This is a genomic window from Pseudomonas sp. JDS08PS003 (genome assembly GCF_045013505.1).
In the GTDB taxonomy this organism is placed as follows: Bacteria; Pseudomonadota; Gammaproteobacteria; order Pseudomonadales; family Pseudomonadaceae; genus Aquipseudomonas; species Aquipseudomonas protegens_B.
The window spans coordinates 6,605,982-6,631,777 of record NZ_CP120724.1 but is presented as its reverse complement, the minus strand read 5'-3'; the positions used below and the strand labels follow the sequence as shown (position 1 = coordinate 6,631,777).

Genomic DNA, 25,796 nt, shown 5'->3' with positions numbered 1-25,796 from the left:
TTCTTAGAATTTGTAATTCACGCTGGCCATGACGTTGCGGCGGTCGCCGTAGTAGCAATAGGTACCGTCGCAGGTCGACATGTATTCCTTGTCGAATACGTTGTTGGCGTTGAGGGCTACGCTGGCGCCCTTGAGCGAGTTGTCCAGGCGGCCGAGGTCGTAATGCACCGCAGCGTCATAGACGGTATAAGCCGCGGTATCGCCGTCGGATTTGCGGGCTACATAGGCCAGGTTGCCTGCCGGAACGTTGTTGGTCTCGCCGATGTAGCGGGCTCCGAAGCCTACGCCGAAACCGTCCAGCAGCCCGTTGTGCCAGGTGTAGTCGGCCCAGATCGAGGCCTGGTTTTCCGGGGTCAATGGCAGCGGACGGTTCTTGTCCTGAGGGTCGCCGACCTTGGTCATCTTGCTGTTGGCGTAGGTATAGGCGGCCGTCAGCTTGAGGTTCTCATTGACGTTGCCCACCGCTTCCAGCTCGAAGCCGCGGACCTTGGCCTCACCCAGTGGGCGGCTGACGCCCAGGCTGTCGGTGAGGACGATGTTCTGCCGGGTCAGGTCGTATACCGCGGCAGTGAACAGCATCTCGCTGCCCGGAGGCTGGTACTTGAGGCCCAGCTCGTACTGCTTGCCAGTGCTGGGTTCGAAGGCCTGGCCTTTGGCGTTGCCGCCGGGCTCGGCCTGGAAGGATTCGGCGTAGGAGATGTAGGGGGTGAAGCCGGAGTCGAAGACGTAGCTGAGGGCTGCGTTGCCGGTGAAGGCGTGATCGTCTCGCTCGTCGTGGGGCTTGTTGGTGATGTTGTAGAACCTGGAGTCGGTGTGCAGCCAGTCCTGGCGTCCGCCCAGGGTCAGGCGCCAGTTGTCCAGGGCCATCTGGTCCTGGACATAGAGCCCGGTGCCCTGGCGCTTCTGGTTGTAATCGTTGTAGGCAAAGTAGGCGACTTTGCTGAAGTCCTGGCCGTAGATCGGGTTGATGATGTTGCTGGTGGGCGCTTCACCGTACAGCCACTTGTAGTTGGTGTTGACGCGCTGGTGATCCAGGCCCAGCAACAGGGTGTGCTTGAGCTCACCAGTGTTGAAGTCGGCCTGGAAGTTGTTGTCCACGGCGAACTGGCTGATGTCCTCGTTGACGATGTTGGCGCCACGGCGCACGGTGCCGTCGGCACTCACTGCCTGGTCGGGCTTGTTGGGCCAGAAGCTGCCACCGGCGGTGATGCCCTGGAACGACAGGTCGCTCTTGGTGTAGCGCAGGTTCTGGCGGAACTGCCAGACGTCATCCAGGCGATGCTCGAACGCGTAACCCAGTGCGTAGTAAGTCTTGTCGTAGTATTCCCAGCTCGGGTCGCCAAGGTTCTTGTGGTACTTGATCTCGCCTGCCGGGCTCGCCAGCTTGGTGCCCTGCAACGGCAGGAACTGGCTGGTGATGCCGGTATCGTCGCGGTTGAACTGGCTGAGGAAGGTCAGCCTGGTGTCTTCGTCGATGTTCCAGGTCAGGCTGGGGGCCAGGTTGTAGCGCTTGTCCTGGTTGTGTTCGATGGCGGTGTTGCTGTCGCGGACCACGCCGCTGACGCGATACAGGAAGCGTCCCTGGTCATCGATGGGGCCGGTGCTGTCGAAGCTGATCTGCTTGCGCTGGTAGCTGCCGATCTGCAGTTGCACTTCGTGGCTGCTGCTGTCCTCCGGACGGCGGCTGACCATGTCCAGCAGTCCCCCGGGCGGTGTCTGGCCGTAGACCGAAGACGCCGGGCCACGAAGCAGAGCCACGCGCTCCAGGTCCCAGGTTTCCAGCTTGGGCATGGTGTAGGTGCCTTTGGGCAGGGGCAGGCCATCGAGGAACTGGGTAGGTTCGAAGCCCCGCACTTTCAGCCATTCGGCACGGCTGTCGCTGCCGTAGCTGCTGGCGGTGACGCCGGGCATGTAGCGCACGGCATCGTCGAGGTTCTGCACCGCGCGGTCGCTCATCTGCTCACGGGTAGCCACTGAGATGGAGCGGGGCACTTCGCGCAGTTCGGTATCGGTCTTGGTGCCGACGGCCGTGCGTTTGGCCATGTAACCCTCAACCGGCCCCCAGGCCGTTTCATAACTGCCCTGGCCAGTGATATTGGTTTCCGGCAAGGCCACCACGCCGTCGGGGATGGTCACCAGGCTGTAGCTGCCGGCATCGCTGTGTTCAAGCTGCAGGCCGGTGCCGCGCAGGGCTTCACGCAAGGCGCCCGGGGCATCGAACTGGCCCTTGACCGGGGCCGAGGTCTTGCCCGCCGCCAGGGACGGATTCAGGCTCAGGGCCAGGCCGGCCTGGCTGGCGATCTGGTTCAGGGTGCTGGCCAGGGGCGCGGCCGGCAGGTTGTAGGCGCGCACGCTGGAAGATTGTTCGGCAGCCATCAGCGCCGGGCTGGCCAGGGGGGCGCTGAGGGCGATGGCAACGGCCAAGAGACTGGGGCGCAACAGGGTGTCTAGCGGGCGGGGCATACGGCGGCTCCTGAATGGAAATGTTTCGCAATTGCCTAGGTGCCGGACGAGATTCGAAAAGTGATAGGGCGAATTGAAAATAATTTAGATTTAGATCGGTCGAGGTGGTTCGCTGGCAAGCCTGCTCCTACGGGATCGATGTAGGAGCCAGCTTGCTGGCGAAGGCTGCGACACCAACCTCAGGGCTTGGCGTCGGCCTTGGCCACCACCGTCACCCACCAGGCAGTGTGCCGCTCGATCTTCACGGGTAGGGTCGGCAGCAGGGCATTGAGCGCCAGGTCGGTGTCCTGCAAGGGGAAGCTGCCGGTGATGCGCAGGTCGGCCACTTCCGGGGCCACTCCCAGGTGACCACGGCGATAACGGCCCAGCTCATCAATCAGGTCACCGAGCCGGGCGTTGTCCACCACCAGCATGCCCCGGGTCCAGGCGTCGGCCCCCAGGTTCAGCGCCTGCAGCGGCTCGAGACCGTCCCGGCGCATCAGCACTTGCTGGCCTTCCTTGAACACCTGTTCGTCCTGGCCGGCTTGCGCTCGTGCCGCCACCGCCGATTGCAGTACACCGAGGCGGGTGCCCTGGTCTTCACGCTTGACCAGGAAGCGCGTACCCAAGGCACGCATCCGGCCGTCGCGGGTTTCGACGATGAAGGGGCGGCTGTCGTTGTGCCCGGTCTCGATGAGAATTTCGCCTTCCTGGAGAACGATCCGCCGCTGCTGCTCATCGAAGCGCACATCCAGCGCACTGTGGGTATTGAGGTTGATCACCGTGCCGTCCGTGAGGCGCAGGGTACGTTGCTCGCCGGTGGCGGTGCGCTGATCGGCCAACCAGTAGTCCACAGGCAGGTAGCGCTCGGAGGCAAACAGCGCCAGCCCTGCCACCAGCACCACGCTGGCGACCCCGCGTCCAAGCTTGCGCACGCGCCGGCGCAGGCTTTCGCGAGATTGCACCAAGGCATTGCGGGCCGGGCCGACCGCTACGCTGAAACGCTGGTCGAGCATGCCCAACTGGCGCCAGGCGCGTGCGTGTTCTTCATGGGCAGCATGCCATTTGGCGAACTCTTCGCGCTCCAGCGCACTGCCGCCGCCGTCCAGGGATAGTTGCCAGGCAATGGCGGCATCCAGCACCTGGGCGGACACCGGCTTGGAGCTGATAGGGGTCATACCGGCTCCCCGTACAGGGCGATGTAGCACTGGCGGATGCCCTGGGCCAAGTACTGACGTACCCGTGGCACCGAGACTCCAAGACGCTCGGCGATCTGGGCATGGCTCAGGCCGTCGAGGCGGTTATAGAGGAAGGCCGCCCGAGCCTTGCTCGACAGCTTGCCCAGCAGGCGGTCGATGGCCTTGAGGTCTTCGAGGATCATCTGCTGTTGCTCCGGCGAAGGCTGCTCGCCCTCGGGAATCAGCATCAGTTCGCTGAGGTAGGCCTGTTCCAGGGCGGCGCGGCGGAAGTAGTCGTACAGCAGGCCTTTGGCGATGGCCACCAGGAAGGCCCTGGGTTCCCGTGGAGCCTTGAGTTCGTCGCGGCCCAGCAGGCGCACGAAGGTGTCCTGGCTCAGGTCCTCCGCCCGTTGGGCGCAGGCAACGTTGCGCCGCAGCCAAGCCAATAGCCAACTGCGATGGTCGCGATACAGCGCACCAACCAGCTCATTGTGGGGGCTTTGGACTGACGACAACGGGGCTCACCAATCGAGAAGTTTAAAATAACGAGAATTATTCGCGATTGTGGCAGAGGCGAAACAGTGGCGCAATTGACGCTGGTCGGCTGCCTTGTTGCTGAAGCGGGCCGGTGCCGAAGACTTGCGTCTGCAGAGGGCGCCCTCGCCACAGTGATCTGTACTGTCGTGGTGGATCAGAACGAGGGCGCTTGCTGCCGGCGTTTCCATTGGCCGAGACGTTGTTGCAGGTTCAGCGGGCTGTGGATCTGCTGCTGGCGGGCGCGGCTGAACAGGATCAGCGCCAACTCTGCCGTGGCCAGGGCATCGGCCGCTGCGTGGTGACGCTCGGCCACTTGCAGCTTGAACCCGTTGATCCAGTCATCCAGACCAGCCTCACGGACAGCGGCCTGGGGACAGAGCATGGGGGCCATGTCCGCCACATCGAGGAAGCCATGCTGCAGGCGATAGCCCAGGCTGTCCTTGAGTGCCCGACCGAGCATGTGCTGGTCGAAAGGGGCATGAAACGCCAGAAGCGGGCTGTCGCCGACGAACTCCATGAAGTCCAGCAGGGCCTCCACCGGATCGCAGCCGGCGGCGATGGCGCTGGGCCCCAGGCCATGGATCAGCACGCTGGGGCTGAGCTTGTGGCCTTCGCGCTGTAGGGTGCGCTCGAACTGCTGGCTGAAGTCGATGGCGCCGTCCTCGATCACCACCGCGCCGATGGATAGCACCTGATCGCGGTTGAGGTTGAGGCCGGTGGTTTCCACGTCCACCACCACCCAGCGTTGCTCCCGCAGGCTGCACTCGCCCAGCTCGGTGAAAGCGGGCAGGCGGTCGCGGCGTTGTTGCTGTTCGGCAGTCAGGACGCTGACGGCGGGACGGAACCAGGCAAACAGGCTCATAGCTGATAACTCATAGCTGGTACCGCAGGGCCAGACTGCTTTGCAGGCGCTGGGCCTGGCGCAGGGACTCACGCAGGATGCGTCGGTCCAGGTGATTGAGGCTGTCCGGGTCGACCCGATTGGAGTAGGGCTGGTTCTCCCGGGTCTGGCGTTGATGCTGCTGCATGCGGGTCTGCTGGATGAAGTGATAGGCCTCTTCGTACGCTGCGCCGTCCAGGGGTTCTATGACTTGCCTGGACACCAGTTGGCGCAAGCGCTCCAGGGTATTGATCGCACCGATGCCATTGGCCAGGGCCAGCAGCCGGGCGCCGTCGACGAAGGGGGTGAGGCCCTGGACCTTGAGGTCGAGGGTGGCTTTTTCACCGTTCTTTTTGGCCAGGACGAATTCGCGGAAGCGGCCCACCGGTGGCCGCTGACGCAGGGCGTTTTCCGCCAGCATGCGCTGGAACAGGCGGTTGTCGCCGACTTGGTCGAGGATCCCCCGGCGCAGTTGCTCGGCGCCTTGTTCATCGCCCCAGACCACCCGCAGGTCGAAGTAGATGCTCGAACCCAACAGGTTTTCCGGCGTCGCCTCGCGGATGAAGGCGGCAAAGCGTCGGGCCCATTCGGCGCGGGACAGGCACAGCTCGGGATTGCCGGCCATGATGTTGCCCTTGCACAGGGTGAAGCCGCACAGGGCCAGGCTCTGGTTGATCTGCTGGGCAATGGGCAGCAGCTTGCCGCGAATCTCTGCGGCGTGGGCCGCGTCCCGGGCCTCGAATAGAATGCCGTTGTCCTGGTCGGTGTGCAGAGTCTGTTCGCGCCGGCCTTCGCTGCCGAAGCACAACCAGCTGAAGGGCACGCCCGGGTCGCCCTTGTCCGCCAGGGTCAACTCGATCACCCGGCATACGGTGTGATCGTTGAGCAGGGTGATGATGTGGGTGATCTGGGTCGACGACGCACCGTGGGCCAGCATGCGCTCCACCAACTGGCCGATCTCGCCTCGCAGCGCCACCAGGTGCTCCACCCGGGGAGCATTGCGGATGGTGCGCGCCAGGTGCACCAGATCGACCCGTTGCAGGGAAAACAGGTCACGCTCGGAGACAACGCCGCACAGGCGCTGGTCTTTCACCAGGCAGACGTGGGCGATATGGCGCTCGGTCATGGCGATGGCGGCGTCGAAGGCACTGTGGTCCGGGCTGAGGAAAAAAGGGGCCTGGGTCATGTGCCGTTCGATGGGCTGGTTGAGGTCCTGGGTGCAGTCGGCAACTACTTGGCGCAGGTCCCTCAGGGTGAAGATCCCCAGGGGCGCCTTGCGCTCGTCCACGACCACGATGCTGCCCACCTGTTGCTCGTGCATCAGGGCCACGGCCTCACGCAGGGGCATCTGTGGGGAGCAGGCGACGGGATGACGCATGGCCAGATCGCCCAGGCGGGTGTTCAGCGAGTATTGGGTGCCGAGGGTTTCCACGGCCTTTTGCTTGACCTGCTGATTGACCTGATCCAGCAGGCTGCTGACTCCGCGCAGGGCGAAGTCGCGGAACTCGGCGGACAAGGCGAAGAGCTTGATGAAGGCGCTCTTGTTCAGTTGCAGGCAGAAGGTGTCTTCGGCGGCCCGGTGTTCGGTGCGGGTGGCGCGTTCGCCCAGCAACGCGGCCAGGGGGAAGCATTCGCCGGCGGTGATCTCGAAGGTGGTTTCGGTGCTGCCTTTGGCGGCGTGGGTGCGCTCGCCCACCACGCGGCCCTGCTTGACGATATAGAAGTGCTCAACCGGGCCGTCGGCAGGCTTGATGATGCTGTCGCCGGGGCCGTAGAAACGCAGCTGGCATTGTTCCACCAGATAGGCCAGGTGGAGGTTTTCCATCTGGTTGAAGGGCGGGAACCGCTGCAGGAACTGCACGGTCCCCTGGATGTTCTGCAACACCGCGGTCTTCCCTGCCTGGATGAAGGCGTCCGCTTTAGTCATAACGATTACCGCAGTCTTTTTGGATTTGTTGTGGTCGGATCACGGCAATGGTCGGACTCCCAGCGCGAGGTGCCCATTGGACGTAAGTCTAGGTAGCGGTCGCAGCCCGGACATTTGGCTTTGAGCGGCGTGTAATCGATGCGAAAAAGCTCTGATCAAGGCTCTTGGCAATTTTTCCGACGAAGTGCACATTGGAGGCCTGCTTAGCGATGTCTGACCACTGTGCTAGGGGATTGATCTGTTCATGTAGAGAAATGTATGCCCGACCACGATATTTTGAGTGACGCCGAGCGCGAGGCGCTGAGTGCGGTCATGCTGGAGCCGGATCTGCCGGCCCAGCGGGTGTTGATCGCCGATGACGACAAGGATGCACGGGAACTGCTCGCGGAAATTCTTGGCCTGGATGGTATTCGTTGCCTTACCGCTGCCAGCGGCAAGGCCGCCCTCGAATTGCTCGAATCGAACAAGTCCATCGGCCTGCTGATCACCGATCTGCGCATGGCCCCCTGCAGTGGCCTTGACCTGATCCGCCAGGTGCGGGAATCGGAGCGGGCGGCGCTGCCGATCATCATCATTTCCGGTGACGCCGATGTGCGCGACGCCATTGCTGCCATGCACTTGAGCGTGGTGGACTTCCTGCTCAAGCCCATCGATACCAGCAAGTTGCTGGCCCTGGTCAAGCATGAGCTGGGCGTGGTGTTGTAGCCGTCCCTCGGCACACGGCACAAAAAAAGCCCCGGTTGTTAGACCGGGGCTTTTTCATTGGCGCTGCTGCGAGGTGTTACAGGCCGTTCTTGGCCTTGAACTCGCGACGACGACGGTGCAGGACCGGCTCGGTGTAGCCGTTGGGCTGCTTGGTGCCTTCAATCACCAGCTCCAGGGCGGCCTGGAAGGCGATGTTGCTGTCGAAGTCCGGAGCCAGCGGGCGGTACAGCGGGTCACTGGCGTTCTGCCGGTCAACCACCGGGGCCATGCGCTTGAGGCTTTCCAGCACCTGTTCCTGGGTCACCACACCGTGGCGCAGCCAGTTGGCGATGTGCTGGCTGGAGATGCGCAGGGTGGCGCGGTCTTCCATCAGGCCGACGTCGTTGATGTCCGGCACTTTCGAGCAACCCACGCCCTGGTCGATCCAGCGCACCACGTAACCGAGAATGCCCTGGGCGTTGTTGTCCAGTTCGTTCTTGATCTGCTCGGCCGACCAGTTGGTGTCGCTGGCCAGAGGGATGGTCAGGATGTCGTCCACCGAAGCGCGGGTGCGCTTGGCCAGTTCGGCCTGACGGGCGAACACGTCGACCTTGTGGTAGTGCAGCACGTGCAGGGCGGCGGCGGTCGGTGACGGCACCCAGGCGGTGTTGGCACCGGCCAGCGGGTGGGCGATCTTCTGCTCGAGCATGGCGGCCATCAGGTCCGGCATGGCCCACATGCCCTTGCCGATCTGCGCGCGGCCTTGCAGGCCGGTGGACAGACCGATATCGACGTTCCAGTTCTCGTAGGCGCCGATCCATTTCTCGGCCTTCATGTCGGCCTTGCGCACCATGGCGCCGGCTTCCATGGAGGTGTGGATCTCGTCGCCGGTGCGGTCGAGGAAGCCGGTGTTGATGAACACCACGCGCTCGCTGGCCGCCTTGATGCAGGCCTTGAGGTTGACCGTGGTGCGGCGCTCCTCGTCCATGATCCCGACTTTCAGGGTGTTGCGCGGCAGGTTCAGCACGTCTTCGATGCGGCCGAACAGTTCGTTGGTGAACGCCGCTTCTTCAGGGCCGTGCATCTTCGGTTTGACGATGTACATCGAACCGGTGCGGCTGTTCTTGCGCGAGGTATTGCCGTTGAGGTTGTGGATCGCCGCGAGGCTGGTGACCAGGCCGTCAAGGATGCCTTCCGGCACTTCGTTGCCATCCTTGTCGAGGATCGCATCGATGGTCATCAGATGGCCGACGTTACGCACGAACAGCAGCGAACGGCCGTGCAGTTTCACCGGCTCACCGTTGACGCCGGTGTATTCGCGGTCGGCGTTCATGGTGCGGGTGAAGGACTTGCCGCCCTTGGCCACTTCTTCTGCCAGGTCGCCTTTCATCAGGCCGAGCCAGTTGCGGTAGATCACCACCTTGTCGTCGGCGTCGACGGCAGCGACCGAATCTTCGCAGTCCATGATGGTGGTCAGGGCCGCTTCCATCAGCAGGTCCTTGACCCCGGCGGCGTCGGTCTGGCCGACCGGGCTGGTGGCGTCGATCTGGATCTCGAAGTGCAGGCCGTTGTGCTTGAGCAGGATCGCGGTGGGGGCTGCGGCATCGCCCTGATAGCCGATCAGTTGGGCATCGTTGCGCAGGCCGCTGTTGCTGCCGCCCTTGAGGCCCACCACCAGCTTGCCGCCGACGATCTTGTAGCTCACGGAGTCCACGTGGGAGCCGGCAGTCAGTGGGGCCGACTCATCGAGGAAGGCGCGGGCGAAGGCGATGACCTTATCGCCGCGAACCTTGTTGTAGCCTTTGCCTTTCTCCGCGCCATCGGCTTCGCTGATGGCGTCGGTGCCGTACAGGGCGTCGTACAGCGAACCCCAACGGGCGTTGGAAGCGTTGAGGGCGAAGCGCGCGTTCATCACCGGCACTACCAGCTGCGGGCCGGCCATGTGAGCGATTTCTTCATCGACGTTCTGGGTGGTGGCCTGGAGATCCGCCGCTTCTGGCAGCAGGTAGCCGATGTCTTGCAGGAAGGCTTTGTAGGCCACGGCATCGTGGGCCTGGCCGGCACGGGACTGGTGCCAGGCATCGATCCGCGCCTGGAAATCATCGCGCTTGGCGAGTAGGGCTTTGTTCTTCGGCGCCAGGTCGTGAATGACCTTGTCGGCACCGGCCCAGAATGCGTCGGCGGTGAGGCCGGTACCGGGAATGGCTTCGTTGTTCACGAAGTCGAACAGGACTCTGGCGACCTGCAGGCCACCGACTTGAACGTGTTCAGTCATTGCTTGCCTCACTCTGCTCAGCTATTTCGCTTTTCAGCTCTTCAAATTAACAATGAAGCCGGCGGCCATTTAAAGCACAACCCTGTTCACCAGTACATGCCATTGCTGGCGGCTGGGTGCTTCCAATCAACGGCAGAGCCTTGCTGACGGGCGGTTGCGAGGGTTGCGATCAGGCTTTGGCAGACATCGTTCCAACGTTATGTAGTGCGCGCTGCGGCATACTACATGATGAATTGCGGTTGTGAAAATTAGACTAAATACGTCGTTCCGCGACTTAAGAATGCAGTGCGGTCACGCTGGGGAACGTGATGTTCTCAAAAAGCCGGTGGATTGTTCCATATAAATACAAAAAGTTGTACACGATTTGTGTTTTGCCCTATGCACCCTCGTAGGAGCCGGATTGCCGGCGAAAGGGCCTTCGGGGTTTGCGTCGGCCTTGCGGACGCTTTCGCTGGCAAGCCAGCTCCTACACAAGCTGCTGCGATGTGGGCTGGAAGGCGCGGGGAGTGAGGCTGCCTATAATTGCTCTTTCATCATGAAAAGAGGGCTGCGCCATGGACCATCTCGTTCTCACGGTATTCGCCCCGGACAAGGCCGGACAGGTCGAGCGGATTGCCCAGTGCATCGCCGAGCACGGGGGCAACTGGCTGGAAAGCCGTCTGTCGCGCATGGCTGGGCAGTTTGCCGGCATCTTGCGGGTCGGGGTCCCGGCCGAGGCCTACGATGAGTTGGTGGATGCCTTGCAGGGGCTCTCGGCCCAGGGCATCCGGGTATTGATCGCCGAAAGCGGTATCGAGCAGTCCTGCACCTGGAAGCCCATCGCCATGGAACTGGTGGGCAATGATCGCCCGGGAATCGTCCGGGATATCACGCGCTTGCTGGCGGAGCAGGGGGTCAACCTCGAACGGCTGGTGACCGAGGTGCGCCCGGCGCCCATGAGCAGCGAGCCGCTGTTTCATGCCGAGGCGATTCTGGCGGTGCCCCTGACTTTGTCCCTGGATGTGTTGCAGTCGCGCCTGGAAACCCTGGCCGACGATCTGATGGTGGAGTTGGTGCTGCGCAGCGAGGTCTGAACCCCGTCCCGCAGGTTATCCCAGTAATCCGTGCATGCGCCTGTGGATAACCTGTAGAGACCCGTCGCCAGCCCAGTACCGCCGCGGCGTTCCGTATTCTGATCAAAAAATCAGCAGTTTCAATGGCTTGTGCACAAACGGCGGGGATCAGGTTGTGGATAACCTTGGGAAGAACCGCTGCAGGCCACGAATGGCATGGCCTGCATGGATTTGTACATTTATTGATCAGCGGCGCCCGCGAAGGCTGAACCAGGCATCGACGCTGTACACCGCCAGGCCGGCCCAGATGAACATGAACGCCAGCAAGGTGCTGGAGGACAGATGTTCGCCAAACAACAGCACCGCTTGCAGCAGCACCAGGGTTGGCGCCAGGTACTGGAGGAAGCCCAGGGTGGTGTAGGGCAGGTCCCGGGCGGCGGCGTTGAAACAGACCAACGGGATCAGCGTGACCGGGCCGGCGGCTACCAGCCACCAGGCCTGGGAACTGCTCCAGAATTCGGCATGGGCACTGCTGGCATCGGGATGCAGCAGTAGCCAACCCAGGGCGATGGGCACCAGCATCCAGGTTTCCACCACCAGGCCGGGCAGGGCCTTGACCGGCGCCTGCTTGCGGATCAGCCCATAGAAACCGAAGCTCAGCGCCAGCATCAGCGAGACCCAGGGCAGGCTGCCTACCTGCCACACTTGTTGGGCCACGCCCACCGCCGCCAGGATCACCGCCAGCCACTGCATGCGCCGCAGGCGCTCGCCAAGAATCAGCATGCCCAGCAGCACGTTGACCAGTGGGTTGATGTAGTAGCCGAGGCTGGCTTCGAGCATGCGCCCGTTGTTCACCGACCAGACGTAGGTCAGCCAGTTGGCGGCGATCAGAGTGCCGCTCAGGGCCAGGATGGCCAGGCGCCTGGGGTTTTCCCGCAGCTCGCGCCACCAGCCGGGGTGCTTCCACACCATCAGCAGCAGGGCGCCGAACAGCGCCGACCAGAGCACCCGGTGGACGATGATTTCCACGGCAGGAACGCTGGCGATGGCTTTGAAATAGAGCGGGAACAGACCCCAGATGATGTACGCGGTCAGACCCAGGATGTACCCGCGGCGCGGGTTGGCGGCTTGCATGCAGAATCCTTGCTTAGGCAGCTAACAAAGATGGGATTGTAAGGACAATTGTCTAGACCTGTCCTGACTTTTGCGCTGCCGGTTTCTGTGGGGGAGGGCTTGTGGGCAATGCGACCTTACGGGCCTCTTCGCTGGCAAGCCAGCTCCTACAGTTAGCGTTGTATCGAGGCGGATTCTTGTAGGAGCCGGCTTGCCGGCGAAGGCGAGCGCATGGGGCCCTTCGCTGGCAAGCCAGTTCCTGCAGGCAGGGTCAGAACAGCTTGAGCGGTTCTTCGTTGAGGGCCGCCAACTGTTCGCGCAGGGCCAGGACCTGTTCACCCCAGTAACGTTCGCTGCCAAACCAGGGGAAGCTGTGGGGAAAGGCCGGATCGTCCCAGCGTCGTGCCAGCCAGGCGCTGTAGTGCATCAGGCGCAGGGCTCGCAGCGGTTCGATCAGGGCCAATTCCCGCGGGTCGAAATCATGAAACTCGCTGTAGCCGTCCATCAGCTCGGAGAGCTGGCTGAGGCACTCCTGGCGGTCGCCGGCCAGCATCATCCACAGGTCCTGCACCGCCGGGCCCATGCGGCAGTCATCCAGGTCGACGATATGGAACATTTCATCGCGGCACATCATGTTGCCGGGGTGGCAATCGCCGTGCATGCGGATGTTCTGGTGCGGGGTGGCCTGGTAGACCTCTTCCACCCGCTTGAGCAGGTCCCGGGCCACGGACTCGTAGGCCGGCAGCAGGCTCTTGGGAATGAAGTTGCCTTGCAGCAGGGTCGCCAGTGAGTCATGACCGAAGTTTTTCACGGCCAGGGCTTCGCGGTGCTCGAAGGGGCGGATGGCGCCCACGGCGTGCAGGCGACCGAGCAATTGCCCGAGGCGATAGAGTTGATCCAGGTTGCCCGGTTCAGGTGCGCGTCCGCCACGCCGGGGAAACAGGGCAAAGCGAAAGCCCGCGTGCTCGAACAGGCTGGCGCCGTCGTGGATGATCGGCGCGACCACCGGCACATCGCACTCGGCGAGTTCGAAGGTGAAGCGGTGTTCTTCCAGGATCGCTTCGTTGGTCCAGCGCTGGGGGCGGTAGAACTTGGCGATCAGCGGTTCGCCTTCGTCGATGCCGACTTGATAGACGCGATTTTCGTAGCTGTTGAGCGCCAACACGCGGGCGTCGCTGAGAAAACCGATGCTTTCAACGGCGTCGAGAACCAGGTCGGGGGTCAGTGTTTCAAACGGGTGCGACATGCTTACTCCTGCGCGCAGCAGGCTGCCGCGTCCGGCCAAGCATGGTAACGCAGACGGGGAGCCAGTGGGGGGAGGGTTTGCGGGTGGTTCGGCTGGGCGCCGGGTTCGCCAGCGAGCCGGCTCCTACGGGCGTAGGGGCCGGTTTGGCGAGGGGCGGGTTCAGGCGCCGATGATGCCGCCATCTTCCCGGGTGATAGCCATCACCGAGGAACGTGGCTTGCCGTTGGGCAGGTGCTCGGGGAAGGTCGAGCCACCGGTTTCTCCCGGGTGCTGGATGCCGACGAACAAGGTCTTCTGGTCCGGGGCGAAGGCGATCCCGGTGACTTCGCAGCCCACCGGTCCGACCATGAAACGGCGGATTTCACCGCTGTCCGGGTCGGCGCAGAGCATCTGGTTATTGCCCATGCCGGCAAAATCGCCGCTGTTGCTGTAGTCGCCGTCGGTGAGAATCCACAGGCGTCCGGCCTTGTCGAAGCCCAGGCCGTCGGGGCTGTTGAACATGTTCTGCGGGGTGATGTTGGACGAGCCGCCCTTGGGCTGGCCGGCATGCACGCCGGGATTGCCGGCCACCACGAACAGGTCCCAGGAAAAGCTCATCGCGCCATGATCGTCGCCGCCGGTGCGCCAGCGCAGGATCTGTCCGTAGACATTCTTCTCCCGCGGGTTGGGGCCGCCCACCGGCTGACCGTCTTCGCCACGCTTGGCGTTGTTGGTCAGGGTGCAATAGACCTGGCCGTCCTTGGGGCTGACCACGATCCATTCCGGGCGGTCCATGCGCGTGGCCTGGACCACGCTGGCGGCCAGTCGAGCCTGGATCAGTACCTGGGCCTGGTCGGCGAAGCCGCTGCTGGCGTCGATGCCGTTCTTGCCGTGAGTCAACTCGATCCACTGACCCTGGCCCTTGGGACGGTCCGGGTTGCCGTCGCCGGCATCGAAGCGCGCCACGTACAAGGTGCCGTGGTCCAGCAGGTCGCGGTTGGCCTTGGGGTTGCGGTGGTTGATCTTGTCGCGGCTGATGAACTTGTAGATGAATTCCCCGCGCTCATCGTCGCCCATGTAGACCACGGCGCGGCCGTCGCGTGTTTGTGCCAGGGCGGCGTTTTCATGTTTGAAGCGGCCCAGGGCGGTGCGTTTGACCGGTGTCGATTGCGGGTCGAAGGGATCGATTTCCACTACCCAGCCGTGACGGTTGAGCTCGTTGGGGTTCTTTGCCAGGTCGAAACGCGGGTCGTGGGGGTGCCAGTTGATGTCCTTGCTGGTCACCACCGCGCCGTAGCGTTTCTGCGCCGCGTCGAACTTCTGCTCAGCGTTACTGCTGCCGAAGCAGTCGGTGAAGTTCTCTTCGCAGGTCAGATAAGTGCCCCAGGGCGTCTTGCCGTTGGCGCAGTTCTGGAAGGTGCCGAGGACTTTCTTGCCCTTGGGGTCGGCGCTGGTCTTGAGCAGGTCGTGGCCGGCGGCGGGGCCGCTGAGCCGGATCGGCGTGTTGCCGTGGATGCGTCGGTTGTAGCGTGAACCCTGGACGAACTGCCACTGGCCGTTCTTGCGCTGCACTTCGATGACCGAAACCCCTTCGCTGGCCTGGGCCTTGCGCACGTCCTCGGCGGATTGCGGCTGGCCGCCGTGGGGATAGAGGTAGCGGTAGTTGGTGTATTCGTTGTTGATCGCCATCAGCGCCCGGTGCTTGTCGTCCGGGAAGGCGAACAGGCTCATGCCGTCGTTGTTGTCGCCGAACTGCACTTCCTGAGCCCGGGCGGTACCGTTGCCGCTGGGGTCGAAGGCCGGTCCGTTCTTGGCCAGCGGTTGGCCCCAACTGATCAGCACCGAGGATGTGTAGCCCGCAGGCAGGGTGATCTTGTCGCTGGTGGCGGCCGCAATGCCGGCAAAGCCCAGCAGTTGGCTATTGCCGGCGCTGACACTGGCGGCCAGGGCGCTGCGGCTCAACAGTCCGCCACCGAGAAACAGGGCGGCGCCACACAGGGCGCCGGCGCCGATGAAACCCCGACGGCTGAGGCCGACCATCTGTTCCAGGTCGGTGGGTTGGTGTTCTTCTAACAGGCTCATATCAGGCTCCCTGCGGGTTTTTGCAGCCACCTTAATGAGCGCCTATGACGAATATGTTGCAGCCAGAAGTCGTTGCGCTCTGGTTACAACGGGGTGCCGAGCAGGACATGGGAGGCAGAGAACTGCACCTGCACCGGTTTGCCTTCGGTCATTTCCAGCGTCTTGAGCCGGTGCGGCTCGGCCAGGGCGCAGAGGGTCTGGCCGTTGGGCAGGCTGATGCGCACCTCGCAGGGGCCATCTTCTGCGTCGAGAATCTGCTCGATGATTCCGCTCAGGCAATTGTGTCCAGTTGTTACCAGAGCATCGGCAGGATGCAGGTCCAGCCAGCCGGCCTTGATCAAGGCCACCACTTCGGTGCCGGGGGCCAGCTCCAGGCGCTGGGTGCTGTCGTGGGTGATCTGCGCCTTGAGGATCAGGCCTTCTGGCAGTTCCAGGCTGATCAGGTCATTGCAGCCTTGAGGCTCGATCCCGCGGATCTTGCCGTGCAGCTGGTTGCGGGCACTGGTGCGCAGCATCAGGCGCCCCAGCAGATCGAGATCGCTGGCATCTTCTGCGGCTTCCAGCACTTGGGCCTGCAGTGCTTGCAGGCGTTGGTAAAGGCGCAGCACGCGTTCGCCCTCGGCGGAGAGCTTGGCCCCGCCACCGCCCTTGCCGCCGACGCTGCGTTCTACCAGCGGACTCTGGGCCAGGTTGTTCAGCTCATCGATGGCATCCCAGGCGGCCTTGTAGCTCAGGCCGGCGCTTTTGGCCGCGCGGGTGATGGAGCCCTGTTCGGCAATGTGTTGCAGCAGGGCGATGCGTTGCGGGCGGCGGACGATGTGCTGGGTCAACAGAGTGGGCAAGGACATGGCAAGGACGCTTTGGGCACCGAAGATGGACAGGGAGTTTGCGGCTTGAGCGATGAGAGTCAAGTCAGTCGGGGGTGTCGGGTCTTGCGGTCCGGGCCAGGCAATAGACATCCACTTGACGGGCGCCGGCGTTGATCAGCAGCCGGGCCAGGGCCTGGGCGGTGGCACCGGTGGTGAGGACGTCGTCCACCAGGGCCAGGTGCCGGCCGACCACAGGCGCGTCGGCGGTGAGGGCGAAGGCCTGGTTCAGGTTGCGATGACGGGCACGGGCACCCAGGCCTTGTTGCGCCGGGGTGTCCTGGGTACGTAGCAGCAGATGGGGTTCCACCGCCAGTTGCAGTTGCTCTCCCAGCCACTGGGCCAGCATGCCGGCCTGGTTGAAGCCCCGCTGGCGCAGGCGTCGGCGGGACAGCGGCACCGGCAGCAGGCAGTCTGGCCGGGGCAGGCCTTCATCGTAGCGATAGTGAAGGTATTGGCTGAGAAGCTCGGCCATCAGACGGCCAAAAGGCCACTTTTCATGGTGTTTGAAACGGCTGATCAGGCTGTCCACCGGAAAATCGTAACGCCAGGGGGCGATGACCCGTCGAAATGCGGGGAGACGTTGCAGGCACTGGCCACAGATCAGGTCGGCGGCGGGCAGGGGCAGGGCGCAGACTGAGCATTGGGCGCCGAGCCAGGGCAGTTCGTCCTGACATGAACTGCACAGGGCCAGAGCTGAATCGCTGGGTTCATCGCATAGCAAACAGATCTGTTTGTTTTTTGACCAGATGTAAACCGGTCCTTTGTATTCGGGTTGACAGTGCATGGCTCTTCCTTAAATATGCCGAACATCCGTGTTGCGGCTGTGGACTTTCCCTGTCCCGCGCCGCTTGCCAAGCATAATCAAGGAATCGCCCATGAGCGCCAGCACCACCGCTACCCTGCGTCATGACTGGACTTTGGCTGAAGTCAAAGCCCTGTTCGTCCAGCCGTTCAATGACTTGCTGTTCCAGGCGCAGACGGTGCACCGCGCGCATTTCGATGCCAATCGGGTCCAGGTTTCCACCTTGCTGTCGATCAAGACCGGCGCCTGCCCGGAAGATTGCAAATATTGTCCGCAGTCCGGCCACTACAACACCGGTCTGGAAAAGGAAAAACTCCTGGAAGTGCAGAAGGTGCTGGAGGAGGCCGCTCGGGCCAAGGCCATCGGCTCTACGCGTTTCTGCATGGGCGCCGCCTGGAAGCACCCTTCGGCCAAGGACATGCCCTATGTGCTGGAGATGGTCAAAGGCGTGAAAGCCATGGGCCTGGAAACCTGCATGACCCTGGGCCGTCTCGATCAGGACCAGACCGAGGCCCTGGCCAAGGCTGGCCTGGACTACTACAACCACAACCTCGACACCTCGCCGGAGTTCTACGGCAACATCATCACCACCCGCACCTACAGCGAGCGTCTGCAAACCCTGGCCTACGTGCGTGACGCCGGGATGAAGATCTGTTCCGGCGGCATTCTCGGCATGGGCGAGTCCCTGGACGACCGTGCCGGCCTGCTGATCCAGCTGGCCAATCTGCCGGAGCACCCGGAGTCGGTGCCTATCAACATGCTGGTGAAGGTGGCCGGTACGCCGCTGGAGAACGCTGAGGACGTGGACCCGTTCGACTTTATCCGCATGCTCGCCGTGGCACGGATCCTCATGCCGCAATCCCACGTGCGTCTGTCCGCCGGCCGCGAAGCGATGAACGAGCAGATGCAGGCCCTGGCATTCTTCGCCGGTGCCAATTCGATTTTCTACGGCGACAAGCTGCTGACCACCGCCAACCCGCAGGCCGACAAGGACATGCAGTTGTTCGCGCGCCTGGGCATCCAGCCCGAAGCCCGGGAAGAACATGCCGACGAAGTGCACCAGGCGGCCATCGAGCAGGCCCTGGTGGAGCAGAAGAGCAGCGAGCAGTTCTACAACGCTGCCGTCTGATCTCCTGTGGTAGGAGCCGGCTTGCCGGCGAATCCCGCGAACTGCGTAAGTCCAACGGGTTTCGCGTCGGCGGTTTCGCTGGCAAGCCAGTTCCTACGGGTAATGTGTCTGTGAGCCAATATCGAGGCCAGCATGTCTTTTGATCTCGCAGCACGGCTTGCAGCCCGTCGTGCTGAACATCTCTATCGCCAGCGTCCGCTGCTTGAAAGCCCTCAGGGGCCGCAAGTGGTGGTGGACGGCCAGCCATTGCTGGCTTTCTGCAACAACGACTACCTGGGCCTGGCCAATCACCCGCAGGTGATCGAAGCCTGGCGCGCCGGTGCCAGCCGCTGGGGCGTGGGCGGCGGTGCTTCTCATCTAGTGATCGGTCATAGCGCTCCCCATCACGCTTTGGAAGAAGCCCTGGCCGAACTCACGGGGCGTCCGCGGGCGTTGCTGTTTACCACGGGCTATATGGCCAATCTCGGTGCGGTCACGGCGTTGGTGGGGCAGGGCGACACGGTGCTGGAAGACCGTCTCAACCATGCTTCCCTGCTGGATGCCGGCCTGCTCTCCGGTGCGCGCTTCAATCGCTATCTGCACAACGATGCAGAGAGCCTGGCCAAACGTCTGGAGAAGGCCACCGGCAATACCCTGGTGGTCACCGATGGGGTGTTCAGCATGGACGGCGATGTCGCCGACCTGCCGGCCCTGGCTCGGGAAACCAAGGCCCGCGGTGCCTGGTTGATGGTGGACGATGCCCATGGCTTTGGCCCGCTGGGGGCCAACGGTGCCGGGCTGGTGGAACACTTCGGCCTGGGGCTGGATGAGGTGCCGGTGCTGGTCGGCACCCTGGGCAAGGCCTTCGGTACCGCCGGCGCCTTTGTCGCCGGCAGTGAAGAGCTGATCGAAAGCCTGATCCAGTTCGCCCGGCCCTATATCTACACCACCAGCCAGCCACCGGCGCTGGCCTGCGCCACCCTGAAAAGCCTGGAGTTGCTGCGCAGCGAACACTGGCGGCGTGAGCACCTGGCGAACCTGATCCGTCAGTTCCGTCAGGGCGCCGAGCAGATCGGCCTGGAGCTGATGGACAGCTTTACGCCGATCCAGCCGATCATGGTGGGCGACAGTGCCCGGGCCGTGGAGTTGTCACGGATGCTCCGTTCGCGGGGAATCATGGTCACGGCCATCCGTCCGCCGACTGTACCGGCCGGCAGTGCGCGGCTGCGGGTGACCTTGTCCGCAGCCCACAGCGAGGCGCAGGTCCAGCTATTGTTAAGCGCGTTGGCGGATTGTTTCAGTGAACTGCAAACGGGGCCGAGCCATGCGTGATCGACTGATTCTGTTGCCGGGCTGGGGGCTGGGTGTGTCGCCTCTGCAACCCTTGGCGGCAGCGTTGCAGGGACTGGACGAACACTTGCGGGTAGAGATCGAGCCGCTGCCGGAACTGACCTCCAGTGATCTGCAGGAATGGCTGGACGAACTCGATGACGCGATACCGGACAATGCCTGGCTGGGGGGCTGGTCTCTGGGTGGCATGCTCGCTTCGGAGTTGGCGGCTCGTCGCGGCGAGCGCTGCTGCGGCCTGCTGACCCTGGCCAGCAACCCCAGTTTCGTCGCGCATGAGCAGTGGTCCAGTGCCATGGCTGCGCAAACCTTCGACGGTTTCCTGGCCGGCTGCGCCGCTGATCCGCGAACGACCCTCAAGCGCTTTTCTCTGCTCTGTGCCCAAGGTGCTGCCGACCCACGAGGTTTGTCGCGGTTGCTCCTGGGCGGCGCCCCGACGACCCCAGGGCCGGTGTTGATGGCGGGCTTGGAGTTGCTGGCGCAGCTGGATAGTCGAGCGGCGTTGCAGGAGTTTGGCGGGCCGCAGTTGCACCTGTTCGCCGGGCTTGATGGCTTGGTGCCCGTCGAGGCCGCCAGCGAGCTGCTGGCGTTGTTGCCGGATGTAGAAGTTGGTCTGATTGAGCAGGCCAGCCACGGTTTTCTTCTGGAGGATCCCCACGGAGTGGCGGGGGCAATCCAGGCTTTCTTGCATGAGTCCGGTGATGACTGATTTGTCTGTTCCTGTCTTGCCCGCAGGCCTGCCTGACAAGCGTCAGGTGGCGGCTTCGTTTTCCCGCGCCGCAGCCAGTTACGACAGCGTTGCCGAGTTGCAGCGCACGGTCGGCCAGCAATTGCTGAGCCGTTTGCCTGAAGGCTGGACGCCTGCGCGCTGGCTGGATTTGGGCTGCGGTACGGGCCATTTCAGTCGAGTGCTGGGGGCACGCTTCGCCGGCAGTCAGGGTCTGGCTCTGGATATTGCCGAGGGCATGCTCAAGCACGCGCGGCCTCTGGGTGGCGCCGAGCACTTCTTGGCCGGAGATGCTGAGCGCCTGCCGTTGCAGAGCAGCAGCTGCGAGCTGATTTTCTCCAGCCTGGCGGTGCAATGGTGCGCGGATTTTGCGGCAGTGCTCAGTGAAGCCCGGCGGGTGCTGAAACCGGGAGGCGTGCTGGCGTTCGCCAGTCTGTGTGTCGGCACCTTGCAGGAGCTGCGTGAGAGCTGGGGGCGGGTCGATGGGCAGGTCCACGTCAATCGCTTTCGTGAGTTCGCACGCTATCGCCACTTGTGCGATGCCAGTGGTTTGCAGGTACGTAGCCTGGAGAGTGTTCCCCATGTCCTGCATTACCCGGATGTGCGTAGTCTGACCCATGAGTTGAAAGCCTTGGGGGCACACAATCTGAATCCCGGTCGTCCCGGCGGCCTCACCGGACGGGCGCGTATCGCCGGGTTGATCGAGGCTTACGAGGGTTTTCGTCAGTCCCAGGGACTGCCGGCGACCTATCAGGTGGTGTATGCCGTGTTGGAGAAACCGTTATGAGTGCTGCCTATTTCATTACCGGCACCGACACCGATGTGGGTAAAACCACCATTGCCGCGGGGTTGCTGCATGCAGCGCGGCTGGCCGGGTTGAGTACCGCGGCAGGCAAACCTGTGGCCTCCGGATGCGAGTTGAGCGCCAAGGGCCTGCGCAACGCCGATGCTCTGGCGTTGCTGGCACAGTCGTCGTTGCCATTGAGCTATGAAGAGGTCAATCCGATCGCTTTCGAGCCGCCCATCGCACCGCACCTGGCGGCGCGAGAAGCCGGGGTAGCGCTGACAGTGCAGTCATTGCTGACGCCCATGCGTCACCTTCTGGCCAAGGGCGCGGACTTCACCCTGATCGAAGGCGCGGGTGGCTGGCGAGTGCCTCTGGCGGATCAGGACAATCTGTCGGATCTGGCCATGGCGCTGGGCTTGCCGGTGATTCTGGTGGTGGGTGTGCGTCTGGGTTGCATCAACCATGCATTGTTGACCGCCGAGGCCATTGCCCAGGACGGTCTGCAACTGGCGGGCTGGGTAGCCAATATCATCGATCCGAAGACCTCTCGTCTGGAAGAAAACCTCGCGACTTTGGCCGAGCGCTTGCCCGCGCCGTGCCTGGGTCGGGTGCCGCGACTCAAGCCAGCCAGTGCCGAGGCGGTGGCCGAGCATCTGCAGTTGGATCTGCTGGACTAGATTTTGCCTATGGCAAGGCACATTGCCATTAGTGTTTTTGACGGGTGTTTTTTTGACGGGTCTGCTTCAATAACATCCGTCATTCATTTTCAAGGTCGAGTTCTCCTATGGAAATTTCCGGGAACAGCGCTTTCTACGCCGGACTGAACGCGATTCAGACTGGGCAGAATCGTGTCGATCAAGGTTCCAGCCAGATCGCCAGCAGCGCCGTTGAGCGCTCTGCCGACAGTCAGGCGTCGGTGGATTCGGTCAATCGTCTGCGTGGCGTGGATCGCAGCCAGGATTCGGACCTGGCCAGCAGCATGGTCGATATGTCCATGGGCAAGATCCAGGTGGAACTGGGCGTGAAGGTCGCCAAGGCCTCTGATGAAGTCCTCGGTACGCTGATCGATACCTACGCTTGATACTCCTCTGCTAAAGCCTGCTTTCCATTGAAGGCAGGCTTGTCTTCATGCCTTTCCTTTCTGTAACACGTTTTATTCCTCTGCATCGCTGATCGTCGGCAAGCCGGCTCCTACAATTTCATGGCCGGTGCTGTGGGTGTTCGCCTGGGCGTTGATTTTGTGCTGGTGACGAAAGGCATTTGCGCGACGCTTGACAAGATTTAGGCGTAAACGTATGTTTCAAACAACTGTTTGACCGCCATAAAAATTCGATGCGGTTGTTCATTCCCGGTTACATCAGCAGAGGTTTATCGCTATGCCTGACTACAAGGCCCCCTTGCGTGATATTCGCTTCGTTCGTGACGAGCTGCTCGGCTATGAGGCGCACTATCAGAGCCTCCCGGCTTGCCAGGACGCCACTCCGGACATGGTTGACGCCATTCTCGAGGAAGGTGCGAAGTTTTGTGAGCAGGTACTGGCGCCGCTGAACCGTGTAGGCGACCTGGAAGGTTGTACTTGGAGTGAATCCGGCGTTAAGACCCCGACTGGCTTCAAAGAAGCCTACAAGCAATTCGTCGAAGGCGGCTGGCCTAGCCTGGCCCACGACGTTGAGCACGGTGGTCAGGGCCTGCCTGAATCCCTGGGCCTGGCAGTCAGCGAAATGGTCGGTGAATCCAACTGGTCGTGGGGCATGTACCCAGGCCTGTCCCATGGCGCGATGAACACCATTTCCGAGCACGGGACTCCTGAGCAGCAAGAGGCTTACCTGACCAAACTGGTGTCCGGCGAGTGGACCGGTACCATGTGCCTGACCGAGCCGCACTGTGGCACCGACCTGGGCATGCTGCGCACCAAGGCCGAACCTCAGGCTGATGGTTCCTACAAAGTCACCGGTACCAAGATCTTCATCTCCGCCGGTGAGCACGACATGGCCGACAACATCGTCCATATCGTTCTGGCCCGCCTGCCGGATGCACCGGCCGGCACCAAAGGCATTTCGCTGTTCATCGTGCCCAAATTCCTGCCCAACGCTGATGGCAGCGTCGGTCAGCGCAACGCCGTGAGCTGTGGTTCCCTGGAACACAAGATGGGTATCCATGGCAACGCCACTTGTGTAATGAACTTCGACGCGGCCACCGGTTTCCTCATCGGCCCGGCGAACAAAGGCCTGAACTGCATGTTCACCTTTATGAACACCGCTCGTCTGGGTACTGCTCTGCAAGGCCTGGCCCATGCCGAGATCGGCTTCCAGGGCGGTCTGAAATACGCTCGCGATCGTTTGCAAATGCGCTCCCTGACTGGCCCGAAAGCGCCGGACAAGGCTGCTGATCCGATCATCGTGCACCCTGACGTACGTCGCATGCTGCTGACCATGAAAGCCTTCGCCGAGGGTAACCGGGCGATGGTGTACTTCACCGCCAAGCAGGTCGACATCGTCAAATACGGTGTGGATGAAGAAGAGAAGAAGAAAGCTGATGCACTGCTGGCGTTCATGACTCCAATCGCCAAGGCGTTCATGACTGAAGTTGGCTTCGAGTCCGCCAACCACGGTGTGCAGATCTACGGTGGCCACGGCTTCATCGCTGAGTGGGGCATGGAGCAGAACGTTCGCGACAGCCGTATCTCGATGTTGTACGAAGGCACCACCGGCATCCAGGCCCTGGACCTGCTGGGCCGCAAGGTTCTGATGACGCAAGGCGAAGCCCTCAAGGGGTTCACTAAAATCGTCCACAAGTTCTGCCAGAACAACGAAGGCAATGAGTCCGTGAAGGAGTTCGTTGCACCGCTGGCAGCACTGAACAAGGAGTGGGGCGAGCTGACCATGAAAGTGGGCATGGCCGCGATGAAGGACCGTGAAGAAGTGGGTGCTGCCTCGGTGGACTACCTGATGTACTCCGGTTATGCCTGCCTGGCCTACTTCTGGGCCGACATGGCCCGTCTGGCGGCTGAAAAGCTGGCAGCCGGCACTACCGAAGAGGCTTTCTACACCGCCAAGCTGCAGACTGCGCGCTTCTACTTCCAGCGCATCCTGCCGCGTACCCGCACTCACGTTGCAACCATGCTGTCGGGTGCCAACAACCTGATGGACATGAAGGAAGAGGACTTCGGCCTGGCCTACTAAGCCCCACCGAACCTTTTCAGAAAGCCGCTCGCCCTTCGGGTCGGGCGGCTTTTTTGTGCCTGCAGAATCTTCATGAAAATTCCCGACTAAATCGCTAAGCAGAAGCGATTTCCTGCCGTTAAAGAGATGGCAATGTGATGTCTGTCACACCGCGTGTGCTTAACTTCAACAAATGAAGGCACAATGCCATCTATTGATCAGCCGGGTCGGAGTTTTACCCTTGCCGCGTTCTTCCGCTGTACGTTTCAGTCACTTTCTACCGTCTTTGCTGCTTCTGCTTGCGGGGCTGGCGGCCGCCTACGTCAAAGACCTCAACGTCTTCTTCACTTCGCTGTTCAATGTGCTGCCAACACTGGTGCTATTGCTTGGCGGAGCCTATTGCGCTGTGTACCGACGCCAGCGCGAACTGTTTTTGATGGTCACGGTGTACATCGCCTACTTTCTGCTGGATACCCAGACCGATTTCTACCGGGATAACGGCCGGGTCCGCGAAGATGCCGCGGTGGTATTCCACCTCTGCTGCCTGTTGCTACCCTTGTTATTTGGCCTGTTTGCGGCCTGGCAGGAACGCACCCACCTGTTTCAGGACATGGTGGCGCGTTTTGCCGTGTTATTGGCGTTTGGCAGCGTCGCTCTGGGCCTGGAGCAGAGTTACCCACAGGCGTTGCTGAACTGGTTGGCAGAGATCCGATGGCCGGCGTTGCATGGCAGTTGGATGAGCCTGATCCAGTTGTCGTATCCAGTATTTTTCGCGGCATTCCTGCTGCTGGCGATCCAGTACTGGCGCAGTCCGCGCCCACTGCACGCAGCGCAGTTGGTGGGCTTGCTGGGTTTGTTCTGGATGCTGCCCAAGACGTTCATCCTGCCATTCACTCTGAACATCATGTGCAGTCAAGTCATGCTGATGATCGCCGCGGCGGTGGCCCATGAGGCTTATCAGATGGCGTTCCGTGACGAGTTGACCGGCTTGCCGGGGCGTCGGGCGCTTAATGAGCGTATGCAGCGTCTGGGACGCAATTATGTGCTGGCCATGACTGACGTCGATCACTTCAAGAAATTCAACGACACCCACGGTCACGATGTCGGGGATCAGGTGCTACGCCTGGTGGCCAGCAAACTGTCAAAAGTCACTGGCGGTGGGCGTGCCTATCGTTACGGCGGGGAAGAGTTTGCCGTGGTATTTGCCGGCAAGACCCTGGACGAGTGCATGCCGCACCTGGAGATGATTCGCGAGATCATCGCTACCTACAACATTCAGTTGCGCAACCAGGACAATCGCCCCCAGGACGACCAGCAAGGCCGCCAACGCCGTGGCGTTGCGGCGGCTTCCAGTGTTTCGGTGACCATCAGTATCGGTGTCGCCGAGCGGCTGATGGAGCACCGGACTCCCGAGGAAGTGCTCAAGTCCGCCGACCAGGCGCTCTACAGCGCCAAGGGCGCGGGGCGTAACTGCGTCATGGCATTCGGGCAGAATCGCCGTGGTGCAGTGCGCATGGATACGGCTGCGGGTTGAGTGATGATGGCGCATTCAGCGACTGGAGCGTCATTGGCAGGCTGAGGGCGGCGGCAGTAGGTTGGA

General features: G+C 62.4%; 21 protein-coding genes. 10 read left to right on the top strand and 11 right to left on the bottom strand.

Translation table 11 applies throughout. The features are described from left to right. Nucleotides 1-3: 3 nt before the first annotated feature. The 5 genes from P7C00_RS29655 to P7C00_RS29635 form a co-directional block, all read right to left on the bottom strand. Nucleotides 4-2,463 (bottom strand): TonB-dependent siderophore receptor, encoded by a 2,460-nt coding sequence (locus tag P7C00_RS29655; protein ID WP_346633135.1) that lies wholly within the window; start codon nt 2,461-2,463, stop codon nt 4-6. Between the two features lie 179 nt (nt 2,464-2,642). Continuing rightward, nucleotides 2,643-3,620 carry a FecR family protein gene (locus P7C00_RS29650; protein WP_346633134.1) on the bottom strand — a complete coding sequence of 326 codons (978 nt, stop codon included), beginning with the start codon at nt 3,618-3,620 and terminating at the stop codon, nt 2,643-2,645. Then, nucleotides 3,617-4,135: an RNA polymerase sigma factor gene (locus P7C00_RS29645; protein ID WP_346633133.1), complete on the bottom strand. Its 519-nt coding sequence runs from the start codon at nt 4,133-4,135 to the stop codon at nt 3,617-3,619. The genes P7C00_RS29650 and P7C00_RS29645 overlap by 4 nt, the downstream gene beginning before the upstream one ends. Before the next feature lie 176 nt (nt 4,136-4,311). Further along, complete coding sequence (locus P7C00_RS29640) at nt 4,312-5,019, bottom strand: 3'-5' exonuclease (RefSeq protein ID WP_346633132.1); 708 nt, start codon at nt 5,017-5,019, stop codon at nt 4,312-4,314. 10 nt (nt 5,020-5,029) lie between these two features. Next, a complete protein-coding gene (locus tag P7C00_RS29635; RefSeq protein ID WP_346633131.1) occupies nt 5,030-6,964 on the bottom strand; it encodes a putative nucleotidyltransferase substrate binding domain-containing protein in 1,935 nt (644 codons plus the stop codon). A gap of 258 nt (nt 6,965-7,222) precedes the next feature. On the opposite strand from P7C00_RS29635, the gene P7C00_RS29630 reads away from it, so the two are divergent. Then, entirely contained in the window at nt 7,223-7,669 is a 447-nt protein-coding gene (locus P7C00_RS29630) for a response regulator (RefSeq protein WP_346633130.1), read from the top strand. A 76-nt stretch (nt 7,670-7,745) separates the two neighbouring features. Here P7C00_RS29630 and P7C00_RS29625 read toward each other — a convergent pair whose 3' ends face one another. Further along, nucleotides 7,746-9,923: a malate synthase G gene (locus P7C00_RS29625; RefSeq protein WP_404937803.1), complete on the bottom strand. Its 2,178-nt coding sequence runs from the start codon at nt 9,921-9,923 to the stop codon at nt 7,746-7,748. A gap of 554 nt (nt 9,924-10,477) precedes the next feature. On the opposite strand from P7C00_RS29625, the gene P7C00_RS29620 reads away from it, so the two are divergent. Next, the gene (locus tag P7C00_RS29620) at nt 10,478-10,996 is read left to right on the top strand and encodes a glycine cleavage system protein R (RefSeq protein WP_060841413.1); all 519 of its coding nucleotides are present in this window, start codon (nt 10,478-10,480) and stop codon (nt 10,994-10,996) included. Nucleotides 10,997-11,221: 225 nt separating this feature from the next. Here P7C00_RS29620 and rarD read toward each other — a convergent pair whose 3' ends face one another. From rarD to P7C00_RS29595, 5 genes are all read right to left on the bottom strand, one after another. After that, nucleotides 11,222-12,109 carry an EamA family transporter RarD gene (gene rarD / locus P7C00_RS29615; RefSeq protein WP_346633128.1) on the bottom strand — a complete coding sequence of 296 codons (888 nt, stop codon included), beginning with the start codon at nt 12,107-12,109 and terminating at the stop codon, nt 11,222-11,224. 250 nt (nt 12,110-12,359) lie between these two features. Further along, nucleotides 12,360-13,334: a serine/threonine protein kinase gene (locus tag P7C00_RS29610; protein WP_404937802.1), complete on the bottom strand. Its 975-nt coding sequence runs from the start codon at nt 13,332-13,334 to the stop codon at nt 12,360-12,362. A 159-nt stretch (nt 13,335-13,493) separates the two neighbouring features. Beyond that, a complete protein-coding gene (locus tag P7C00_RS29605; protein ID WP_346633126.1) occupies nt 13,494-15,395 on the bottom strand; it encodes a PhoX family phosphatase in 1,902 nt (633 codons plus the stop codon). Nucleotides 15,396-15,478: 83 nt separating this feature from the next. Then, nucleotides 15,479-16,243, bottom strand: a complete 765-nt coding sequence (locus tag P7C00_RS29600) for a TOBE domain-containing protein (RefSeq protein ID WP_346633125.1) — start codon at nt 16,241-16,243, stop codon at nt 15,479-15,481. 64 nt (nt 16,244-16,307) lie between these two features. After that, entirely contained in the window at nt 16,308-17,048 is a 741-nt protein-coding gene (locus tag P7C00_RS29595) for a ComF family protein (protein WP_404937801.1), read from the bottom strand. 91 nt (nt 17,049-17,139) lie between these two features. On the opposite strand from P7C00_RS29595, the gene bioB reads away from it, so the two are divergent. The 8 genes from bioB to P7C00_RS29555 all read left to right on the top strand — a co-directional run bounded on the left by bioB (nt 17,140) and on the right by P7C00_RS29555 (nt 25,730). Beyond that, nucleotides 17,140-18,195 (top strand): biotin synthase BioB, encoded by a 1,056-nt coding sequence (gene bioB / locus P7C00_RS29590; RefSeq protein WP_346633123.1) that lies wholly within the window; start codon nt 17,140-17,142, stop codon nt 18,193-18,195. Between the two features lie 132 nt (nt 18,196-18,327). Then, entirely contained in the window at nt 18,328-19,506 is a 1,179-nt protein-coding gene (bioF, locus tag P7C00_RS29585; RefSeq protein WP_346633122.1) for an 8-amino-7-oxononanoate synthase, read from the top strand. Next, the gene (locus tag P7C00_RS29580; protein WP_404937800.1) at nt 19,499-20,230 is read left to right on the top strand and encodes an alpha/beta fold hydrolase; all 732 of its coding nucleotides are present in this window, start codon (nt 19,499-19,501) and stop codon (nt 20,228-20,230) included. Before bioF ends, P7C00_RS29580 begins: the two co-directional genes overlap by 8 nt. Continuing rightward, a complete protein-coding gene (bioC, locus tag P7C00_RS29575) occupies nt 20,223-21,035 on the top strand; it encodes a malonyl-ACP O-methyltransferase BioC (RefSeq protein WP_404937799.1) in 813 nt (270 codons plus the stop codon). Before P7C00_RS29580 ends, bioC begins: the two co-directional genes overlap by 8 nt. Then, nucleotides 21,032-21,712, top strand: coding sequence for a dethiobiotin synthase (gene bioD / locus P7C00_RS29570; RefSeq protein WP_346633119.1), 681 nt, complete (start codon nt 21,032-21,034; stop codon nt 21,710-21,712). Before bioC ends, bioD begins: the two co-directional genes overlap by 4 nt. A 107-nt stretch (nt 21,713-21,819) precedes the next feature. After that, on the top strand, nt 21,820-22,116 hold the full coding sequence (locus tag P7C00_RS29565; protein ID WP_346633118.1) for a pyrroloquinoline quinone biosynthesis protein PqqE: 297 nt from the start codon (nt 21,820-21,822) through the stop codon (nt 22,114-22,116). Between the two features lie 295 nt (nt 22,117-22,411). Next, entirely contained in the window at nt 22,412-24,217 is a 1,806-nt protein-coding gene (locus tag P7C00_RS29560) for a phenylacyl-CoA dehydrogenase (RefSeq protein ID WP_346633117.1), read from the top strand. A 220-nt stretch (nt 24,218-24,437) separates the two neighbouring features. Beyond that, the gene (locus P7C00_RS29555; protein WP_102861949.1) at nt 24,438-25,730 is read left to right on the top strand and encodes a GGDEF domain-containing protein; all 1,293 of its coding nucleotides are present in this window, start codon (nt 24,438-24,440) and stop codon (nt 25,728-25,730) included. The last annotated feature ends 66 nt before the right edge of the window (nt 25,731-25,796 follow it).

Coding starts and splice junctions, on each gene's coding strand:
- P7C00_RS29600 (WP_346633125.1), bottom strand. CDS start 16,243: ATGTCCTTGCCCACTCTGTTGACCCAGCACATCGTCCGCCGCCCGCAA.
- P7C00_RS29625 (WP_404937803.1), bottom strand. CDS start 9,923: ATGACTGAACACGTTCAAGTCGGTGGCCTGCAGGTCGCCAGAGTCCTG.
- bioC (WP_404937799.1), top strand. CDS start 20,223: ATGACTGATTTGTCTGTTCCTGTCTTGCCCGCAGGCCTGCCTGACAAG.
- P7C00_RS29580 (WP_404937800.1), top strand. CDS start 19,499: ATGCGTGATCGACTGATTCTGTTGCCGGGCTGGGGGCTGGGTGTGTCG.
- P7C00_RS29635 (WP_346633131.1), bottom strand. CDS start 6,964: ATGACTAAAGCGGACGCCTTCATCCAGGCAGGGAAGACCGCGGTGTTG.
- P7C00_RS29595 (WP_404937801.1), bottom strand. CDS start 17,048: ATGCACTGTCAACCCGAATACAAAGGACCGGTTTACATCTGGTCAAAA.
- P7C00_RS29610 (WP_404937802.1), bottom strand. CDS start 13,334: ATGTCGCACCCGTTTGAAACACTGACCCCCGACCTGGTTCTCGACGCC.
- rarD (WP_346633128.1), bottom strand. CDS start 12,109: ATGCAAGCCGCCAACCCGCGCCGCGGGTACATCCTGGGTCTGACCGCG.
- P7C00_RS29560 (WP_346633117.1), top strand. CDS start 22,412: ATGCCTGACTACAAGGCCCCCTTGCGTGATATTCGCTTCGTTCGTGAC.
- bioD (WP_346633119.1), top strand. CDS start 21,032: ATGAGTGCTGCCTATTTCATTACCGGCACCGACACCGATGTGGGTAAA.
- bioB (WP_346633123.1), top strand. CDS start 17,140: ATGAGCGCCAGCACCACCGCTACCCTGCGTCATGACTGGACTTTGGCT.
- P7C00_RS29630 (WP_346633130.1), top strand. CDS start 7,223: ATGCCCGACCACGATATTTTGAGTGACGCCGAGCGCGAGGCGCTGAGT.
- P7C00_RS29605 (WP_346633126.1), bottom strand. CDS start 15,395: ATGAGCCTGTTAGAAGAACACCAACCCACCGACCTGGAACAGATGGTC.
- P7C00_RS29640 (WP_346633132.1), bottom strand. CDS start 5,019: ATGAGCCTGTTTGCCTGGTTCCGTCCCGCCGTCAGCGTCCTGACTGCC.
- P7C00_RS29620 (WP_060841413.1), top strand. CDS start 10,478: ATGGACCATCTCGTTCTCACGGTATTCGCCCCGGACAAGGCCGGACAG.
- P7C00_RS29650 (WP_346633134.1), bottom strand. CDS start 3,620: ATGACCCCTATCAGCTCCAAGCCGGTGTCCGCCCAGGTGCTGGATGCC.
- bioF (WP_346633122.1), top strand. CDS start 18,328: ATGTCTTTTGATCTCGCAGCACGGCTTGCAGCCCGTCGTGCTGAACAT.
- P7C00_RS29655 (WP_346633135.1), bottom strand. CDS start 2,463: ATGCCCCGCCCGCTAGACACCCTGTTGCGCCCCAGTCTCTTGGCCGTT.
- P7C00_RS29565 (WP_346633118.1), top strand. CDS start 21,820: ATGGAAATTTCCGGGAACAGCGCTTTCTACGCCGGACTGAACGCGATT.